General features: G+C 32.9%; 20 protein-coding genes. 11 read left to right on the top strand and 9 right to left on the bottom strand.

Translation table 11 applies throughout. The annotated features are described in order from the left end of the window. The first annotated feature begins 62 nt into the window (after positions 1 to 62). From priA to F0460_RS09765, 6 genes are all read left to right on the top strand, one after another. Positions 63 to 2,513 (top strand): replication restart helicase PriA, encoded by a 2,451-nt coding sequence (gene priA, locus F0460_RS09740; protein WP_150012681.1) that lies wholly within the window; start codon positions 63 to 65, stop codon positions 2,511 to 2,513. A gap of 203 nt (positions 2,514 to 2,716) precedes the next feature. After that, on the top strand, positions 2,717 to 3,058 hold the full coding sequence (gene rpsF / locus F0460_RS09745) for a 30S ribosomal protein S6 (RefSeq protein ID WP_150012683.1): 342 nt from the start codon (positions 2,717 to 2,719) through the stop codon (positions 3,056 to 3,058). 6 nt (positions 3,059 to 3,064) lie between these two features. Further along, positions 3,065 to 3,361, top strand: coding sequence for a 30S ribosomal protein S18 (gene rpsR / locus F0460_RS09750; protein ID WP_002987043.1), 297 nt, complete (start codon positions 3,065 to 3,067; stop codon positions 3,359 to 3,361). Positions 3,362 to 3,426: 65 nt separating this feature from the next. Next, entirely contained in the window at positions 3,427 to 3,867 is a 441-nt protein-coding gene (gene rplI / locus F0460_RS09755) for a 50S ribosomal protein L9 (RefSeq protein ID WP_150012685.1), read from the top strand. Between the two features lie 66 nt (positions 3,868 to 3,933). Continuing rightward, positions 3,934 to 4,503 carry a methylated-DNA--[protein]-cysteine S-methyltransferase gene (locus F0460_RS09760; RefSeq protein WP_150012687.1) on the top strand — a complete coding sequence of 190 codons (570 nt, stop codon included), beginning with the start codon at positions 3,934 to 3,936 and terminating at the stop codon, positions 4,501 to 4,503. 3 nt (positions 4,504 to 4,506) lie between these two features. Beyond that, positions 4,507 to 5,463, top strand: coding sequence for a helix-turn-helix transcriptional regulator (locus F0460_RS09765; RefSeq protein WP_150012689.1), 957 nt, complete (start codon positions 4,507 to 4,509; stop codon positions 5,461 to 5,463). 25 nt (positions 5,464 to 5,488) lie between these two features. Here the strand turns inward: F0460_RS09765 and F0460_RS09770 are convergent, their stop codons facing one another. Together F0460_RS09770 and F0460_RS09775 are read right to left on the bottom strand one after the other, a co-directional pair. Next, a complete protein-coding gene (locus F0460_RS09770; protein ID WP_150012691.1) occupies positions 5,489 to 5,959 on the bottom strand; it encodes a DinB family protein in 471 nt (156 codons plus the stop codon). 73 nt (positions 5,960 to 6,032) lie between these two features. Further along, positions 6,033 to 7,199 carry a vWA domain-containing protein gene (locus tag F0460_RS09775; protein ID WP_223810796.1) on the bottom strand — a complete coding sequence of 389 codons (1,167 nt, stop codon included), beginning with the start codon at positions 7,197 to 7,199 and terminating at the stop codon, positions 6,033 to 6,035. A 143-nt stretch (positions 7,200 to 7,342) separates the two neighbouring features. On the opposite strand from F0460_RS09775, the gene F0460_RS09780 reads away from it, so the two are divergent. Genes F0460_RS09780 through F0460_RS09790 form a run of 3 tightly spaced genes read left to right on the top strand, consistent with a single transcriptional unit; the run spans position 7,343 to position 10,826 of the window. Then, on the top strand, positions 7,343 to 9,130 hold the full coding sequence (locus F0460_RS09780) for a tetratricopeptide repeat-containing sensor histidine kinase (RefSeq protein WP_150012693.1): 1,788 nt from the start codon (positions 7,343 to 7,345) through the stop codon (positions 9,128 to 9,130). Between the two features lie 6 nt (positions 9,131 to 9,136). Further along, positions 9,137 to 9,886 carry a LytR/AlgR family response regulator transcription factor gene (locus tag F0460_RS09785; RefSeq protein ID WP_150012695.1) on the top strand — a complete coding sequence of 250 codons (750 nt, stop codon included), beginning with the start codon at positions 9,137 to 9,139 and terminating at the stop codon, positions 9,884 to 9,886. A gap of 46 nt (positions 9,887 to 9,932) precedes the next feature. Beyond that, positions 9,933 to 10,826: a lysophospholipid acyltransferase family protein gene (locus F0460_RS09790; protein WP_150012697.1), complete on the top strand. Its 894-nt coding sequence runs from the start codon at positions 9,933 to 9,935 to the stop codon at positions 10,824 to 10,826. Between the two features lie 37 nt (positions 10,827 to 10,863). Here the strand turns inward: F0460_RS09790 and F0460_RS09795 are convergent, their stop codons facing one another. From F0460_RS09795 to F0460_RS09825, 7 genes are all read right to left on the bottom strand, one after another. Then, positions 10,864 to 11,625: an META domain-containing protein gene (locus F0460_RS09795; protein ID WP_150012699.1), complete on the bottom strand. Its 762-nt coding sequence runs from the start codon at positions 11,623 to 11,625 to the stop codon at positions 10,864 to 10,866. 100 nt (positions 11,626 to 11,725) lie between these two features. Beyond that, positions 11,726 to 12,472: a 3-oxoacyl-[acyl-carrier-protein] reductase gene (gene fabG / locus F0460_RS09800; protein WP_150012701.1), complete on the bottom strand. Its 747-nt coding sequence runs from the start codon at positions 12,470 to 12,472 to the stop codon at positions 11,726 to 11,728. Positions 12,473 to 12,509: 37 nt separating this feature from the next. Further along, on the bottom strand, positions 12,510 to 12,833 hold the full coding sequence (locus tag F0460_RS09805) for a hypothetical protein (protein ID WP_150012703.1): 324 nt from the start codon (positions 12,831 to 12,833) through the stop codon (positions 12,510 to 12,512). A 42-nt stretch (positions 12,834 to 12,875) separates the two neighbouring features. Continuing rightward, complete coding sequence (locus F0460_RS09810) at positions 12,876 to 13,799, bottom strand: Na+/H+ antiporter NhaC family protein (protein ID WP_150012705.1); 924 nt, start codon at positions 13,797 to 13,799, stop codon at positions 12,876 to 12,878. Positions 13,800 to 13,874: 75 nt separating this feature from the next. Beyond that, entirely contained in the window at positions 13,875 to 14,768 is an 894-nt protein-coding gene (locus F0460_RS09815; protein WP_150012707.1) for a transporter, read from the bottom strand. Continuing rightward, complete coding sequence (locus F0460_RS09820; protein WP_150012709.1) at positions 14,765 to 15,433, bottom strand: spermidine synthase; 669 nt, start codon at positions 15,431 to 15,433, stop codon at positions 14,765 to 14,767. Before F0460_RS09820 ends, F0460_RS09815 begins: the two co-directional genes overlap by 4 nt. Further along, positions 15,434 to 15,901 carry a helix-turn-helix domain-containing protein gene (locus F0460_RS09825; protein WP_150012711.1) on the bottom strand — a complete coding sequence of 156 codons (468 nt, stop codon included), beginning with the start codon at positions 15,899 to 15,901 and terminating at the stop codon, positions 15,434 to 15,436. A gap of 280 nt (positions 15,902 to 16,181) precedes the next feature. Here F0460_RS09825 and F0460_RS09830 point away from each other — a divergent pair, with 280 nt between their 5' ends. Together F0460_RS09830 and F0460_RS09835 are read left to right on the top strand one after the other, a co-directional pair. Then, positions 16,182 to 17,270 carry a M14 family zinc carboxypeptidase gene (locus F0460_RS09830; RefSeq protein WP_150012713.1) on the top strand — a complete coding sequence of 363 codons (1,089 nt, stop codon included), beginning with the start codon at positions 16,182 to 16,184 and terminating at the stop codon, positions 17,268 to 17,270. Positions 17,271 to 17,403: 133 nt separating this feature from the next. After that, a complete protein-coding gene (locus F0460_RS09835) occupies positions 17,404 to 17,883 on the top strand; it encodes an Lrp/AsnC family transcriptional regulator (RefSeq protein ID WP_150012715.1) in 480 nt (159 codons plus the stop codon). The last annotated feature ends 39 nt before the right edge of the window (positions 17,884 to 17,922 follow it).

Genomic DNA, 17,922 nt, shown 5'->3' on the forward strand with positions numbered 1-17,922 from the left:
AACAATTTAAAAGCACTTCTTTATTAAATGTAAAGAAGTGCTTTTTGTTTTATCTTTGTTTTATGGACTATTTTCTAGATGTTATTGTGCCCATAGCAGTAACAACTACTTTTACATATAGGGTTTCGCAGGCAGAGTACAATTTTTTGCAGCAGGGCATGCGCGTTGCCGTTCCGTTTGGCAAACGTTTGGTTTATACTGCAATGGTGTTGAATAAACACAGTCAGAAACCGCAGGTTTACGAACCAAAAGACATTCATACGATTATAGATGAACAGCCTATTGTTACTAAAATTCAGATTGAATTTTGGCAGTGGATTTCGCAATATTATATGTGTTCGTTAGGCGAAGTTTACAAAGCGGCTTTACCAAGTGCTTTTTTGTTGGAAAGTGAAACAATATTGAGTTTTAACCGCGATTTGGTGGTTGATTTAAGATCACTGTCTGATGATGAATTTTTATTGTACGAAGCTTTTGAAAAGCAGCCCATTTTACGGTTTGATGAGGTTCAGAATATTCTTAACAAAAAGAAAGTTTTCGGAGTTATTGATGAATTATTGAAAAAAGATATTATCTACCTAAACCAGCATATTCACGAAAAATACAAACCAAAACTGGTTAAATACGTTTCATTACACGATAATTATAAAGAGGAAAAAAACTTAATAAACCTTTTAGACAATGAATTAAAAACAGAAAAACAGCGTGCGCTTGTTTTAAAGTATTTTCAATTGAATACACAAAAAGCAGCTGTCGAATTAAAAGAATTATTGAAAGAAGCCGAAGTTTCTGCAGCTATTTTTAATAATTTGGAGAAAAAACAGGTTTTTACGGTTTATACGTTAGCCGAAGATCGTGTGCAGTTTACCGATGCTTTTTTAAACGATATTCAGTTTACCGAAGCCCAAACAACAGCCATTCAAACAATAGAAGATCAGTTTGAAAAACACGATGTAACCTTATTAAATGCCGTTACCGGAGCAGGAAAAACCGAAATTTATATAAAGCTGTTGCAGGAATGTATCGAAAAAAATCAGCAGGCATTATTTCTGGTTCCCGAAATTGGCTTAACCACACAATTGGTTCAGCGTTTAACGGCTTATTTTGGAAACAAAATTGCAGTTTATAATTCTAAATATTCCGAAAACGAAAGGGTAGAAGTATATCAGCATGTGTTGAATAATACCGAAAATGCTCAAGTTGTAATAGGTTCACGCTCATCAATCTTTCTCCCGTTTAAAAATCTGCAGTTAATTATTGTTGATGAAGAACATGAAGCAAGTTACAAACAGGTCGATCCCGCACCACGTTTTCACGCGCGTGATGCCGCTATTGTTTTGGCGAAAATGTTTAATGCGAAAGTTTTGTTGGGATCGGCAACCCCAAGTTTGGAAAGTTATTACAATTCGTATCAGCAAAAATACGGCTATGTAGAATTAAATCAGCGTTTTACAAACGTTCAGTTGCCCGAAATCGTTTTGGTCGATTTAAAAGAAGCTCGCAGAAAGAAAGAAGTGAACGGAATTTTCAGCGTAAAGTTGATTGATGCCATTACCGAAGCTTTTTATAACGGCGAACAGGTTTTGTTGTTTCAAAATCGACGCGGATTTTCGCCTGTTTTAGAATGTTTAACCTGCGGAAATGTGCCGCATTGTACCTCGTGCGATGTCAGCTTGACCTATTATAAACGACAAAATTATTTAAAATGTCATTATTGCGGTTACACCATGGCAATGCCTACAAAATGCCATAGTTGCCATAGTACCGAATTGACAACGAAAGGCTTGGGAACCGAACAGATTGAGGATTCTTTACGATCGATTTTTCCAAACAAGCGAATTGCCCGAATGGATCAGGATACAACTCGTGGAAAATTTGCTTTTGAACGATTGATCGATGCTTTTAAAAATCAAGAGATCGATGTTATGGTTGGAACACAAATGCTGGCAAAAGGACTCGATTTTGACAATGTTTCGCTTGTAGGTATCATGAATGCCGATAGTATGCTGACTTTTCCCGATTTCCGAGCTTATGAACGTGCTTATCAGTTAATGACACAGGTTGCAGGTCGTGCCGGCAGAAAAAACAAACAGGGTAAAGTATTGATCCAAACTTACAATCCATACCACAACACCATACAGCAGGTTACCCAAAACGATTATAAAGGAATGTTTAAGGAACAGATGTATGAGCGTTTAAACTTTAAATATCCGCCGTTTTACCGTTTGATACGTTTGCAAATGAAACATGCAGATTTTAATAAAGTAAAAGAAGCATCGAATTGGCTAGCTTCAAATATGCGGAATAATATAAACGGAATTTTAGTTTTAGGTCCGCAGGAACCATCAATAAACCGAATCCGAAATCAGTATATTCAGATTATTTTAATAAAACTTCCGCTTAACAAACCGGTAAATGTTCTAAAAACCGCTATTCAGAAAAGTATCAATAGTTTAGAAACCATTGGTATGTATAAAGGTGTAAAAACAACTATAAGCGTTGATTTTTATTGAGATGTTTGGTGTTGTCATTCCGACGAATGGAGGAATCTGAAAAAGATATAAATTTGATGGATTTTAGAGATTCTTCATTCTACTTCGTTCCATTCAGAATGACAGACGATACTTTGTATCAAAATAAATAAGAAACTATTTGTTAATAAAAATAACTATCGTATCTTTGCACCCAATTTTATAACAAATTAAATATAATTATTATGAATCATTATGAAACTGTTTTCATTTTGAATCCCGTTTTATCTGAAACTCAGGTAAAGGAAACAGTACAGAAATTCGAAGATTTTCTTGCTTCAAAAGGGGCTAAAATGATCTCTAAAGAAGATTGGGGCTTAAAAAAATTAGCTTACGAAATTCAAAACAAAAAAAGTGGTTTTTACCATTTATTCGAGTACACTGTACCAGGTGAGGCAATCATTAGTTTAGAAACTGAATTCCGTCGTGACGAAAGAATCATGCGTTTCTTAACAGTAGCTTTAGACAAGCATGCTATTTCTTGGGCAGAGAGAAGAAGAGAGAAATTAAAAACTAAAAAAGCGTAATTTATCATGTCAACAATCGAGCAATCTGCAAAAGGTAAAAAAGACGGAGATATCAGATATTTAACGCCTTTAAACATTGAAACTAACAAGACTAAAAAATATTGTCGTTTCAAAAAATCTGGAATCAAATACATCGATTATAAAGATGCTGATTTCTTATTAAAATTCGTTAACGAGCAAGGTAAAATTTTACCACGTCGTTTAACAGGAACTTCTTTAAAATACCAAAGAAAAGTATCTGTAGCTGTAAAACGTGCACGTCATTTAGCGTTAATGCCTTACGTTGCAGATTTATTAAAATAAAAACAAATTAAAGTTGTTGCCTCGCTACTGGCGGGCTAACTTCTTATTTAAAAAAGGACAACAACATGGAAATTATCTTAAAACAAGATGTTCAAAAATTAGGATTTAAAGACGATGTAGTAACTGTAAAACCAGGATACGGTCGTAACTATTTAATTCCTCAAGGTATTGCTATTTTGGCTACACCTTCTGCTAAAAAAGTTTTAGCTGAAAACTTAAGACAAAGAGCTCACAAAGAAGCTAAATTAGTTGCTGATGCTAACAAAATTGCTGATGCATTAAAAGCTTTAGAGATCAAGATTGCTGTTAAAGCTGGTGGTGAAAAATTATTCGGTTCGGTAACGAATGCTGATATTGCTGCTGCTTTAGAATCAAACGGTCAATCAATCGACAAGAAATTCATCACTTCAGGTACAATCAAACGTTTAGGTAAATATGCTGCAAACGTACGTTTACACCGCGATGTAATTGTTGAATTACCATACGAAGTTGTTGCTGCTGAGTAATTAGTTGCAAAATAGTATATTGAAAAACCTTCTTTTTAAGAAGGTTTTTTTTATTAAATTTATCGAATGAATTTTACAGATTTAAACCAGAAACTTACCAGTGCTTCAAACCAAATTGCTGTAACAACCTATCAATCTCCGTTAGGGTTGATGTTTTTGGGCGCTACCGAAAATGGAATTTGTCTGGCTGAATTTTATGATCGAATTCATTTAGAAAAAACGTTATTAAAGTTAGCCGAAAGTTTAAAGTCACAATTTGTTGAAGAAGAAAATAAACATCTAAATCAATTAAAAACAGAACTTGCTTTATATTTCGATAAAAAACTACAAGAATTTACTGTTCCGTTGGTGTTGACAGGAACCGATTTTCAACAGAAAGTATTTCAATCATTAATTAAAATTCCGTACGGAAGCACATCAACCTATAAAAATCAGGCAATTGTTTTGGGCGATGTAAAAGCTATTCGTGCCGTTGCAACTGCGAATGGATTGAATAAAATTGCCGTTGTAATTCCGTGCCATAGAATTATTGGAAGCGATGGATCGATGGTTGGTTATGCAGGCGGAATCCACAGAAAAGAAGCATTATTGCAGCTTGAAGGCGCTTTGCAGCAAACCCAGTTAAGTTTATTGTAGTTTATGAGCGAGCTTGATGTAAAGAAATTCAACCGTATTTTAAGCATTTACGTGCAACTTCAATCACGAAATTGGATTACGGCACAACAATTTGCAGATCGTTATCAGGTTAGTGTTCGAACTATTTATCGCGATATAAAAGCATTGGAAAATGCAGGAGTGCCTATTTACAACGAGCAGGGTAAAGGGTACGCTTTGGTTGAAGGATATAAAATTCCGCCGACTATTTTTACGAAAGATGAAGCGTTTAGTTTTGTGATTGCCGAAAAACTGATGGGAAAGTTTGCCGATAAAAAAATGAGTTTTAATTTTTCATCAGCCTTACATAAAATGAAAGCTGTTTTGCGATCTAGCGAAAAAGAAAATGTAGCTTTAATTGAAGATCAGTTTTTAATATTTGATACTGCGTCAAACGAAACTTCTAACGAAGTACTTTCAACTTTGTTGGAAAGCATTGTTTCAAAAACACAAATAGAAATTTTATACCAAAAACCTGGCGATAATAAAGCCGATAAACGACTTTTAGAACCCATCGGAATTTTTTACGAACATGATTATTGGTATTTTATGGCTTTTTGCTATTTAAGAAATGATTATCGTCAGTTTAGAATTGACCGCGTAAAGCAGATTGTAAATACGGATGTTTCTTTTAATCGAGAACACAAACAATTAGATTATTTTCTGAACGCAAAAAAACAGGCTGAAGTTATAAAAACAACGGTTAAAATTTTAGCACCTAAAAAATCGGCACATTATTTTAACTGGGATCGGGATACGTATGGCTTTGTATCAGAAAAAGAACTAAACGATAAAATGGAGTTGACTTTTGAAACAACAACCCATTTACAATATTTTGCTCGCTGGTTTTTAATGTTTTCTGCTGAAGCCGAAATTTCCGAACCTTTAGAATTAAAACAAATAGTTACCGATTTATTAAAAAAGGCAATTGAAAAGATATAAAAAAGAGAGCAATTTGCTCTCTTTTTTAGTAACGTTCCCAGAAAAAAGGTGGTTCAATATTTAAGCTTCTTAAATAAACGTAACCTTGTCCGCGGTGGTGAACTTCATTGTCAACAAAATATAGAATATTCTGAATAACCGGAAACTTGTATTCGCCAAACAGATTGAAATCTTCCTTAAAACGATCTTCAGAAATCTGCATGAATAAGTCATTAATTTTCGGCGTAGCTTCGTCCCAAGCGTTTAACAGTTCAGCTTTAGTGTTAAGCGGCAAATTGTGGTTGTAACCTTCGGTAGAACTGTTCACAATTCCTTCTAAACCGGGAACTGCGATAGACAACAATTCTTTAACCAAATCGGCAAACGTACGCATTCCGCCAATGCTGAATTCAAAAAGTTCTTTCTCGGGAAAAGTTTCAATAACTCTTCTTGTTAATGCTCTGTGACCTTGCCAGTGGTTTAATAATTCCTCGTTTGTTAAAATGTTTGCTTTCATAATAATTGATTTAGATGTTATTTTCAGTTCAAAATTATGAAGCAGGTTTGACAACGGTGTGTCACACTAAAAATTAATTTTCTACTTTATAATTATATTTTTTTGCTAGCTCTAAAATTGATGCTGTTATTGCGGCACCCAAATCATCACCATCACTTTTACTGGTGTTTTCTTCAACATACAACGTTCGTTTTTTTGCAACCGCATCAATTTCTTTCTGAATTTCCTCACGCTGTTTATCTGTTTCTTTTAATTTCGATTTTAATTCTTCTTTGGTAAGATCTTTAAATTCACTTGGCAATTCTTCTTTTTTTACCTTATCAACGAACGATGCATCTTTTTTATAGGCATCAACAACATCCCAACTTTCATTTTTGTATGCAGCTTTCGATTTTGAAACCGCACGTTCTGCATAAATTGCTTTGTTCATGCTGTTTGCATTAGAATCTTGAACCAGCTGATTGGCTTTTTTGCTTACACCTAATGATCCGTAACCGTAATAAGTATCATTCAGTTTTTTGTTTAGTCGTTCAATATCTGCATCATACGGAGTTTCAACATAACGAATAGTTCTGTTTTGATCGATATTAAAATATTTACCCTGACCTTTTGTTGCACCTGCCTGCCAATATTCGCTGATTCCTGATTGACGATCACCACAATAGATTGTGTTCACAAAAATTTGTCTGGAAACCGCTGTAGAAATGGTTTCAACATAATTTACACTTCCTTGATCAAAATTCTCATTTCCGGCAATGTAAATCAATTTCATAGAGTTTTTTTTGCTGTCCCATTCCAATTGGTTGATCGATTTTTTAATAACTTCCCCACAATATTCCTGTCCGCCGTTGGTGCGCAGAGCAAAAAGTTTTTCTGATAGTAGATCTAGATCCGTAGTAAATTTTGTAACCTGTCTTATATAACCTTCTTTTTCGTTTAATCCGTCATTTCCATATTCGTACAAAGCAATTTCCAAACCAGGCGTTTTTCCTTCGTGTTTTAAGGTTGATAACGTATTAACAATGTTCCACAAACGCGCTTTTGCCTGATCGATTAATCCGTCCATACTACTTGATGTATCTAACAATAAAGCCACCTGTATTTTTGTATCTTCACTTTTTTCTACAACTACTTCGGGCTGTTCTTTTTTAGGTTCGTTACTTGCAAAAAGCAGACTTGTAACCGTTAAACTTGTAAAAAAGATCATTCGTGCCGAAGCGTTTACTAAATTCGTTTTCATAATAATTGTATTTAAGATTTAGTACGAATGTATTGTGAAATAAATGGTGTTTTAATCAAACTTGGTGAAATGCTTTTATGACTTGGTAAAACAGGTTGAAGTTTAAAATATATTGATTTTCTTTGTGTTGTAAATTATAGGTGATGCGTATTTTTTTAAGTTTGTGTTTTTTAATGCTGTTTGGTTTTGCGGGAATTGCACAGCAGGAAACCAAAAATAAATCGGTTAAAGAATCTAAAGTCGGCAGTCTTAAAAAGGCTGAAAAAGCTATTAAGGAAGATAATCCTACGGAAACTGCTGCGCAATACACAAATTTAGGTAACCAATACGCAGCCGGTAAGCAATATTCCGTATCAAATACTTACTATCAACGTGCGTTAAACATCTATAAAGATTTAAAAGATAACGACAAACAAGCCGAAATATTACGAAAAATAGCCATAAATAATGAGGCTTTGAATAATATTCCGTTAGCAACTTCATATTTTTCGCAGGCACAAGATAAAGCGACTAATGTTCAGGAACGACAATTGAATTCGAATGATTTGAGCCGGGTTCAGAACAATACAAATGCTTCCAAACAAGCCGATTTTTTGAATGATAATATCCGGATTTTAGAAGAATCGAACAAAAGGGAAGAGGTTGCACAAACGTATCAGCAACGAGCAAAATTATCGCTTGCCAACAAAGATACACTTGCAGCGATTTCAGATTTGAAAAAGGCAGCTAAAACCAGCACAAACGATGATGTTAAAAAAGATGCTGCTACCAAATTAGCTTTTATTTATGCAGCCACAGACAGTTTAAAAATGGCGATTAAAATATTAGAAGAAAGCAGTGAAAAAGCATACAATATAAAAGATTGGGACAATTATTTTGATTTACAGCAAAAACTGTCCGATTATTATTTTAAGGAAAACAATACAACAAAAGCGCTGCAAAGTTTAGAAACATCTTTACAAAAGGCTTACGAACTTTCAAACACCAAATGGGTAAGTGCTTTCAACAACAAACTTTATAGTTATTATTTGCAAGCAGGAAATACGGTAAAAGCCAATGAATATGCGCAAATTTTTATGCAGCGCGCCTGGAATTTGGTAAATAACGACAGCCTGTTAATGCAAAATAAAATTTTTGGAGAAATTTCACAGCGAATTTCATTGTTGGAAAAAGAAAAAGAAACGCAAACAGTTTTATATAACAAATCTAAAAGGTTCAATACCGTTTTGTTGATTTTATTAAGCGTTTTGTTTTTAGCTGTTTTGGCAATATTTTTCACTTTAAAACGATTAAAAAAGAAGAATTTACAGGTTCAGTTGCAATCGCTGCGCAGGGAAATGAATCCGCATTTTGTGTTTAATTCGTTGAACAGCGTCAATCAGTTTATAGCATCGAACGACGAAATTGCAGCGAATAATTATCTGACAAAATATGCCACTTTAATGCGCAATGTTATGAATGCATCGAACAAAGATTTTGTAACGTTGCAGGAAGAAAAAGAAGCGTTGCAGCATTATATTTCGTTAGAACATCTGCGTTTTGAAGATCAGTTTAAGTTTAAAATTACTATTGATGAAAATCTGGATCATAATCAAACCAAAGTTCCTAATATGTTGTTGCAGCCGTTTATAGAAAATGCCATTTGGCACGGTTTGCGATACAAAAAGGATAAAGGTTTGCTGTCTGTATTGATCCGAAAAAATAATGATAGAATAGAAGCTGTTATTGAAGACAACGGAATTGGAGTAGAGGCAAGTAAGGCAATAAAAACGGTGCATCAGCAAACATACGATTCGCGCGGTATAAAAAATACGATTGAACGTATTGAAACCTTGAACAAACTTTATAATTGTTCGATAGCATATCGAACAGAAGTTTTAAACACAGCCGATAATTCGGGTACTCGAGTAATTATTTCATGGAAAAACTAATTTGTAATGTGGCAGCAAAAAATTAAAACGGTTATTATTGAAGATGAAATGGCGGCACAGAAAGCGTTGCAATCGTACCTTCAGAAATATTGTCCGCAGGTAGAAATTATCGGCGCGGCTTTTAACGGTACAGATGGTATCGAACTGATAAAAAACACCAATCCGCAACTGGTTTTTTTAGACGTTGAAATGCCTTTCGCCAATGCTTTTGACGTTTTAGATGCGTGTAAACACATTAATTTTCAAACAATATTTGTAACTGCTTTTACGCAATATGCCATTCAGGCTTTAAATATCAGCGCGGCTTATTATCTTTTGAAACCGGTGAATATCGAAGAATTAATTGTTGCGGTAAATAAAGTGGTAGAAAATCTGCAAAAGGAAACTTATTTTAACCACAACCAAATGGTAATGCACAATCTGCATCATTCAACAGATCAGCAGCAACTGGTTTTGCCTACTTTAGAAGGATTTGATGTGGTGACTGTTAAAGAGGTTGTTCGATTGAAAGGAAACGGTAATTTCACCAACGTTTACACTACAGACGGTAAAGATTTTATGGTGTGCAGATTCTTAAAACATTTCGAAGATATTTTGCCAAAACAATTCGTCCGTATTCATAAATCGCATATTGTTAATACGCAGTTTATAAAATCGTATCATAAAGGTTCGGGCGGATTTGTTACTTTATTGAACGATATAGAAGTAGAAGTTTCTGCCAGTTATAAAGATTCGCTGTTAAAACATTTTAAATAATTCTTGTTAATAAACGGATAACTTTATCTTTGCAAAAATTTCTTTAATGAAATATCTTTTATTTATCATTATATATGCTTTGTTATGGTGTGTGTCTATACTGCCGTTTCGAGTTTTGTATTTGCTTTCGAATATTTTTTATTTTCTGATATATAAAGTTGTAAAATACCGCGTTAAAACGGTTCGATACAATTTAGAATTGACTTTCCCGCATTTATTAGCTACAGAGAGAAGAGAAATCGAACGAAAATTTTACATTCATTTATGCGATTTGTTTCTTGAAATGATAAAAACCATTACCATTTCACCAAAAGAATTAGATAAACGCTTTGTTTTTAAAAATGTAGAACTAATGAAAACCTACGAACAAAAACAAAAAAGCATTATTTTAATGTTACCACATTACGGAAATTGGGAGTGGGTTATAGGCTTGGGTCAACATTTAGAGTTTAAAGGTTTTGGTATTTATAAAGCATTAAAAAACAAGTATTTTGATAAACTTTTTAGAGATATTCGTTCGCGATTTAATGCCGAATTGATTGATACACACCATACAACAGGCGTAATTCGTGAAAATCAGGCAAAGGGATTGTATGGAACTTATTTGTTTTTAAGCGATCAGACTCCGTTGTTAAGAGCAAATCTTCACTGGGAATCGTTTATGGGAATTGATGTGCCAATACATATGGGTGCCGAAGTGTTGGCCAGAAAATTAAATATGAATATTTTGTATTTAAAGGTTGATAAAGTTAAGCGCGGACATTATGAAGCTACTTTTTCTGAAATTACAGATGATATTAAAAGCGAACCAAAATACAAACCAACCCGAATGTTTTTAGATAAGGTAGAAGAGCAGATAAAGGCAGCTCCCGAATACTATTTTTGGACACATAAACGATGGAAACATAAAGACCAAAAAGATCAATTTGAACCTAAATAGTTCGATAAAAAAAGAAGACGTAACGTCTTCTTTTTTGTTATTCTTTTTTGAAAATCATTTTTAGCTCGTCACCTTTAAAAAGATGCAGTTCGCTATCAATAATTTTATATTTGGTAATAGTTGCAATTTCTTTTAAAAATTCTTGTTCCATATTTTCGTGTACGCACATCATACGTGTAACGCCTAATTTTGAAAATCGGATGTATTGATTATCAAAGAAAACAGCTCCGTTAAAACCATTGCAACTTGCGTTTCCGTTGACGTGTTTTTCTTCATTTTCAAATTGTAAATAAGGTGTTTTAAGGTATTTGTCTTGCAGTATTTCTGCACCGTTAAAACTTATTAAATTCCATTTACCTTGTAATTTTAAGGGAATAATGTAATTTCCGCAGCCGTTTAATTTCAATTCGTTTTCTTTTGTAATGATCGAAACTTCGGTTTTATAATCAAACTCTGTATCTGACATTCCATCAGAACAAGATTTTTGTGTAATGGTAACACGTAACTGTTGGTTTCCTTTTTCAGATCTGATCAACTGAACATTGGCATCTTGCGCTTTATCGATACTATTCACAGGAAAAACTTCCGACTTTCCGTCAATATCTTTATAAACAATAAAATCATCACTTATTTCAATGTTCCAAAAAGGTTCGGTTCCTAATCCTTTAAAATACGGATCAAACGTTTTTTCATTGAATTTTTTTGCAGAAGAAGTATTATCCACGGTAGTTTGTTTGCTTTTACACGAACTTACAAAAGCTATCAAAATCGCAAAACATATTAACTGTATCTTTGTCATAGTAAAATCTTTTACATTAAATGTACTAAAAATTGATGTAATATGAATTTGAAGAAGTGTTTAAAATAAAAAACCTTCTATAAAAGAAGGTTTTGATATATTATGTTAGCATTCCGCCATCAACATTTATAACCTGACCGGTAATGTACGTTGCTAAATCTGATGATAAGAACACACATGCATTTGCAATATCTTCCGGAGTTCCGCCGCGTTTTAACGGAATAGCATCTGTCCAACCTTTAACGGTTTCTTCGCCTAATTTTGCTGTCATTTCAGTTTCAATAAATCCTGGAGCAACCACATTACAACGAATATTTCTTGAACCTAGTTCTAAAGCTACCGATTTTGAAAAACCAATAATTCCGGCTTTCGATGCTGCGTAATTTGCCTGACCCGCATTTCCTTTCACACCAACAACCGAACTCATGTTAATAATAACACCGTTTCTGGTTTTAAGCATGGTTTTTTGCACGGCTTTGGTCATGTTAAAAACCGATTTTAAATTCACATCCATTACATTGTCAAAGTCGGCTTCGCTCATTCGCATCAACAAATTATCCTTTGTAATACCGGCATTGTTAATTAAAACATCAACAGTTCCAAAAAATTCTAACACCTGATCAACTAAAGATTGTGCTTCGTTAAAATCTGCAGCGTTTGATTTGTATGATTTTGCTTTAACACCCAATGCTGTTAATTCTTGTTCTAAAGCAATAGCGGCTTCATCAGATGAGCTGTATGTAAATGCAACATTTGCACCTTGTTTTGCGAAAGTTAAAGCAATGCCTCTACCAATTCCACGAGTTGCTCCTGTTATTATTGCGGTTTTTCCTTCTAATAATTTCATGTAATAGTTTTTAACACTTTTAGGCAAATATAATTATTTAAACTGTTTTTTCTAATCGTTTTTCATTCTTATTCATAAAAAATACAATGTAAATAACACTTACAAATAATAGAATGATTAAATAGTAACTTTTAGAAACCAAATCTATAAAACTGATTTTCTGATTTATCAAGGCAAGCAATATTAAAACTTGCGCACCGTATGGAATAAATCCTTGCGTTATGCAACTGAAAATATCTAATAAAGATGTTATTCGAATTTTGTTTAGATTAAATCGTTCGGAAATCTGTCTAGCAATTGGTCCGCAAATCAGCAACGCAATGGTATTATTTGCAACAGCCATATTAATAAAAACGATCATTGATATTATAGATGAAACCGCTACCCATGTTTTTTTACTTTTTCAAATAAGTGATAAAACATTTTCAAACCCTTTATTTTTTTCGATTAAGAATGATAATCCGCCAATTAGCAATGAAAGTAAAGAAATTTCGAAGGTAGATTGCATACCGTCTAATGCTAGCTTTGAAATCGACAAAAATGATAAGTCTTGAAAAAATGCAATAGTTATAGCCAATAAGCAGCTAATTGTTAATACAACTAATACGTGTAAACGGCATAGTGCCAATACTACAATGGCTATATAAGGAAGTAAAACAACACCTGTTTTATCGCTTTTATGGATGATACTTGAAGTGAATTCTGGTTGATTTAAATAAATAAAAACACACGTAATTATTGCTGCAATAAGAGCAATTAGTCCATTTGCTTTAAACTTGTCGATCATTTTTACACCCATAGTTTGCGTTGCCGCAATAGTAGTGTCTGATATTATAGAAAGATTGTCACCAAACATTGCACCACCCAACAAACTGCCTGATAGTAGAATTAAAGCATCGGTACTGCCGCTTGACAATCCTGGTAAAAGTGGTGCTAAAGTAACAATTGTACCAACCGATGTGCCTAAAGCAAAAGATATTAAGCAGGATATAACAAAAAAGGCAATGAATAATATCTGTGGAGTGATGTGGTTTAAAATCAATGCAACCAAATAATCTACACTGCCAATTTCTTTTGTAATAAAGCTAAAAGATCCGGACAAGAAAAATATAAAACACATGGTTAATATTTGATCATTGCCTGCACCTTTTAAAAATAGGTCGATATTTTTATTAATTGATCCTTTAAAGTAAGTTATTGCAAAAGCAACTGCACCAAAAGCAATAATAACGGGCGATAACGCGTAAAAATCGTTATAATAAATTCCTGAACCTAAATATATTCCGAAAAACAGGAATAATGGCAGAAAATTCTTTAATATTTTCATTAAAAAAGTTTTTTTACAGAACAAATATAGTGTTTTTGTTTTGTTTGAAACTTTTACGATCGTACATTATAGTATCTAAAGTTCTGTAGGATCTTTAAACTCGTATTTTTTATGATTTCTCCACGAAGCGCCAATTCCTGCCTGAATTTTATGCGGAGTATTTTCAATGCTTGTTCCGCCAAAAGCATCAATCTGTAAATTTTGATGAATTTTATAGGTTAAGCCTCCTTTTAAAGAAGCTTCGTTCATAAACGGAACTGCTACATTTTTGTATTTACGATCAATAATTCCCTGATGTTCGCCAAAAATGCTCCATCTGTCACTTAATCCCAAAGATGCCGTTACAATATAACTAATGTTTCTAAATTCTTCTTCGGTAACGTTTTCGCCGATAAAGTTATAGGTAATGCTAAAGCGTTTGCTTAAATGTTGTTGGGCAATAAGCATGGTTTTTAAGCCAATTTCGGGTAATTCCGGATAGTAAATATTGTGTTTAAAATTAAATTGTCCACCTGCATAAATCGATATTGCCGGAATCAATCTTCCCCATTTAAAACGCTGATTCGCTTTCCAACTGTAAACATTTCGCTTTTCAACGTAATATTTGTAATGATCGTAAATTAAATATTTCGCACCAAAGTTTAACTGACGAAAACCGCTATTGGTTACATCAACGTTAAAGTCGGTTTGGTTGTAACTGCTAAAATTAAGATCGGCAACAAATTCCAAGTTTTCAAGCATTTCGCCGTATCGCAACTGCAAATTAAAATTATTATATGTATTTACTTTTTCGGTATGAAATTCATCGTTCTGATACGTATATCCGCCTTCAATCTGAAAAATTCCTTTACTAACGCTGTATGCGCCCATAGAAGAACTCGGTCGGTTGGTGTTGATGTCTTTTGTGTATTGCGCTTTTGCAGAAATCGATCCTAACAAAACGGCTGTTATATAAATGTACTTTTTCATTTTACTTTTTTAGTGATGATTAAATGATTGTGCCCGTATAAGTTTGGAAATTCCTGAACTGAAAAATACAGCTTTAAATTTTCGACAAACTTTTTGTTTCGTACTTTATGCACATCACTTATAATAAGGGTATTAAAAATTATGCTTCCGTTCAAATCCAAAACATTGTAAACCGATTTGATAAATTCTGTCTGAAAAACAAAATCAGGAATCGTTACATCATTAAAAAGATCAACAATAATAAGGTTGTAGCGCTCTTTGGTGTATTTTAGAAAAAGGTTGGCATCGTTATTTATAATTTCCAGTTTGCTGTTTGGAATAATATCGAATTCTTTTAAAGCAATTTCAATAATAACAGGGTCAATCTCAACAGCAGTAATACTTGCGTGCGATTTAAAGTTATTTCGTAATTGCTTTACCACATCGCCACCGCCCAAACCTAAAATCAAAACCGATGTTTCTTCACTTCGAAAATCCGTAGTGACCGATTTTAAACCTTTTTGCAAAACCTTTCCCAGATTTCCGTATGAATAGTTGGTGTTTTTGGTATCCAGAATTTTTTTACCGTTCAGCCAGTTAATTTCCAAAATACCGTTGTAGGTAGATTGGTAGATGCGTTCGGGAATTACATTTAAATAACTAATATATTTTTTTAAAATACTCATTTACGGATTGTACTTTTTAAAACTTCCGTCGTTGTAAAAAATAACGATACAGTCAATTTCTTTAGATTGGAAAGATAAAATGTTTTTTGGATTCTCCGTTATATTTTGATTGATATTTTTAGGTTCGATTTCTTCAGGTTGACTTTCATTTTGATCTTCATTTTCGATTTCATTCACCATTTCAACTTCCGAAATTTCATTTAAAACAGGTATTTTATTTTGATCTTTTTCGATTGATTTTGGATAAATTTCGGTCACCAAAAAAGGTTCTTTTTCATAAATCAACCATTCCAAATTTAGGGTAGGAAAGGTGGTATGTAACTTCATTATAAACTCTAAACTCGGTTTGTTTCGCTCCGAAATAAGATGCGAAATTGTTGCTTTTGGAACCAAAATTTTATCTGCCAATTCTGTTGTGCTTAAACCAAAATGATGCATTATTTTTTGTAGCTGTTTACTGAATTTCATAAAAAAAGAAGCTTTTTTAATTAAAAATAGACTTTACAAATGTAAACAAAAGTGTATTTACAATTGTAAAATGATTTATTTTACAATTGTAAAATCAATTATATATATTTAAGTAATAGTTGATTTGATTATATTTAATGTGTTGGTTTTTAACTTATAAATGTATAAAAATTAAGTTTTGTTAAATGATGAAATTAACATTTGTTTACAAAAATAAACAGCTGTTTAAAAATGGTTTTATTAGAGATTGATAGTATATTTGGAAAAAATTAAAACAAGCATGCGATTTTTAAAACAGGAAGAAATTAACGAGCGTTACATAACAAATTCTAGGTTAGAAAGTCTTTTAGAAACTCTTGATAAAGATATTTTTAAAGTGTCGGTTGCCGGAAAAAGTGTGTTGCAAAAAAACATTTACCGAGTAGATTTTGGAACAGGAAATTTCAAGATTTTGTTATGGTCGCAAATGCACGGAAACGAAACCACAACAACCAAATCGGTTCTTAACTTTCTTGAAAAATTGAATGCAAACAAAAATGCAGATTGGTTAAATTTTTTCTCGTTTACTTTTCTGCCAATTTTAAATCCAGATGGTGCCAAAGCGTTCACTCGTGTGAATGCAAGTAAAATCGATTTAAATAGAGATTCGGTCGATCTTTCACAACCCGAATCACAATTACTTCGTTCAATATTTAATGAAGTAAAACCTGATTTAGCTTTAAACATGCACGATCAACGCAGTATATTTTCGGCAGGATCAAATGCAAATCCGGCAACCTTGTCGTTTTTGGCTCCGGCATTTAATGAAACGTGCGATATAAATGAGGTTAGAATTTTTGCAATGCAGTTAATTGCAAATATGAATGATGTTTTGAAAAATCATGCGCCTGATAATATCGGTAGGTTCGACGATTCTTTCAATATAAACTGTATTGGCGACATGTTTATACATTTAAACGTACCAACGATCTTGTTCGAAGCTGGTTTTGAATCAGACGATTATCAACGTAAAAAAGCCGAAAAACTGGTTGATATTAGCTTGGAAATCTTGTTAAACAGTATTGTTTCGCAAGAATATAAAAAGTTTTCTGTTGATGATTATCTTAAAATATCTGAAAACGAAAAAAACTTTGTTGATTTAATAATCGAAAATTTTTCTACCACAAATAGTGATTTTGCAGATAAAAAAACACTTCCAATCGTGTTTAAAGAAGAAATTATTGACGGAAAATTAATTCTAAAACCAACGTTGGATTTTGTTTCTGCACCAAATTATAAGTTCGCTCATAAGGTTTTAAACCTTAATCAGCAAACTATTAACAATGAAAATGACATAGCCGAAGCGTTAAGTAATATAACGATATCGTAGTTTTTCGGTGGTTAGTTGTTAATGCTTTGCCAAAATCTAAAAAAAAATTATGCTTTTCTATATATTTTTTAATAATTCATTGTATTTTTGCATTCATTAAAGATTAAAAAAAATAATTGATAAAAATTGTTATATGAGTAAGTTTCGATTAGATGAAATAGATCACCAGATCTTGGATATGTTGATTGATAATACAAGAGTGCCTTTTACAGATATTGCAAAAAAATTGTTAATATCGGCAGGTACAGTACATGTTCGCGTTAAAAAAATGGAAGATGCGGGTATTATTCAAGGTTCTTCGTTAACTTTAGATTACGAAAAATTAGGGTATTCATTTATTGCTTATGTGGGTATTTTCTTACACAACACATCGCAAACAAAATTTGTTTTAGAACGTATTAACGATATTCCTTTTGTTACCGTGGCTCATGTTACTACAGGGAAATTTAACGTTTTCTGTAAAATTCGTGCAAAAAACACACGTCATGCAAAAGATGTAATCTTTATGATTGATGATATCGAAGGAGTTTACAGAACAGAATCTATGATATCTTTAGAAGAAAGCATTAACGACAAAAAGCGTTTAATGCATACTATTTTTCAAGAGATGTAATTAAAATATATTGTATTTTTGAACTGCTCATTCACAAAA

Origin of the sequence: Paenimyroides baculatum, assembly GCF_008629655.1 — a bacterium.
Lineage (GTDB): Bacteria > Bacteroidota > Bacteroidia > Flavobacteriales > Flavobacteriaceae > Flavobacterium > Flavobacterium baculatum.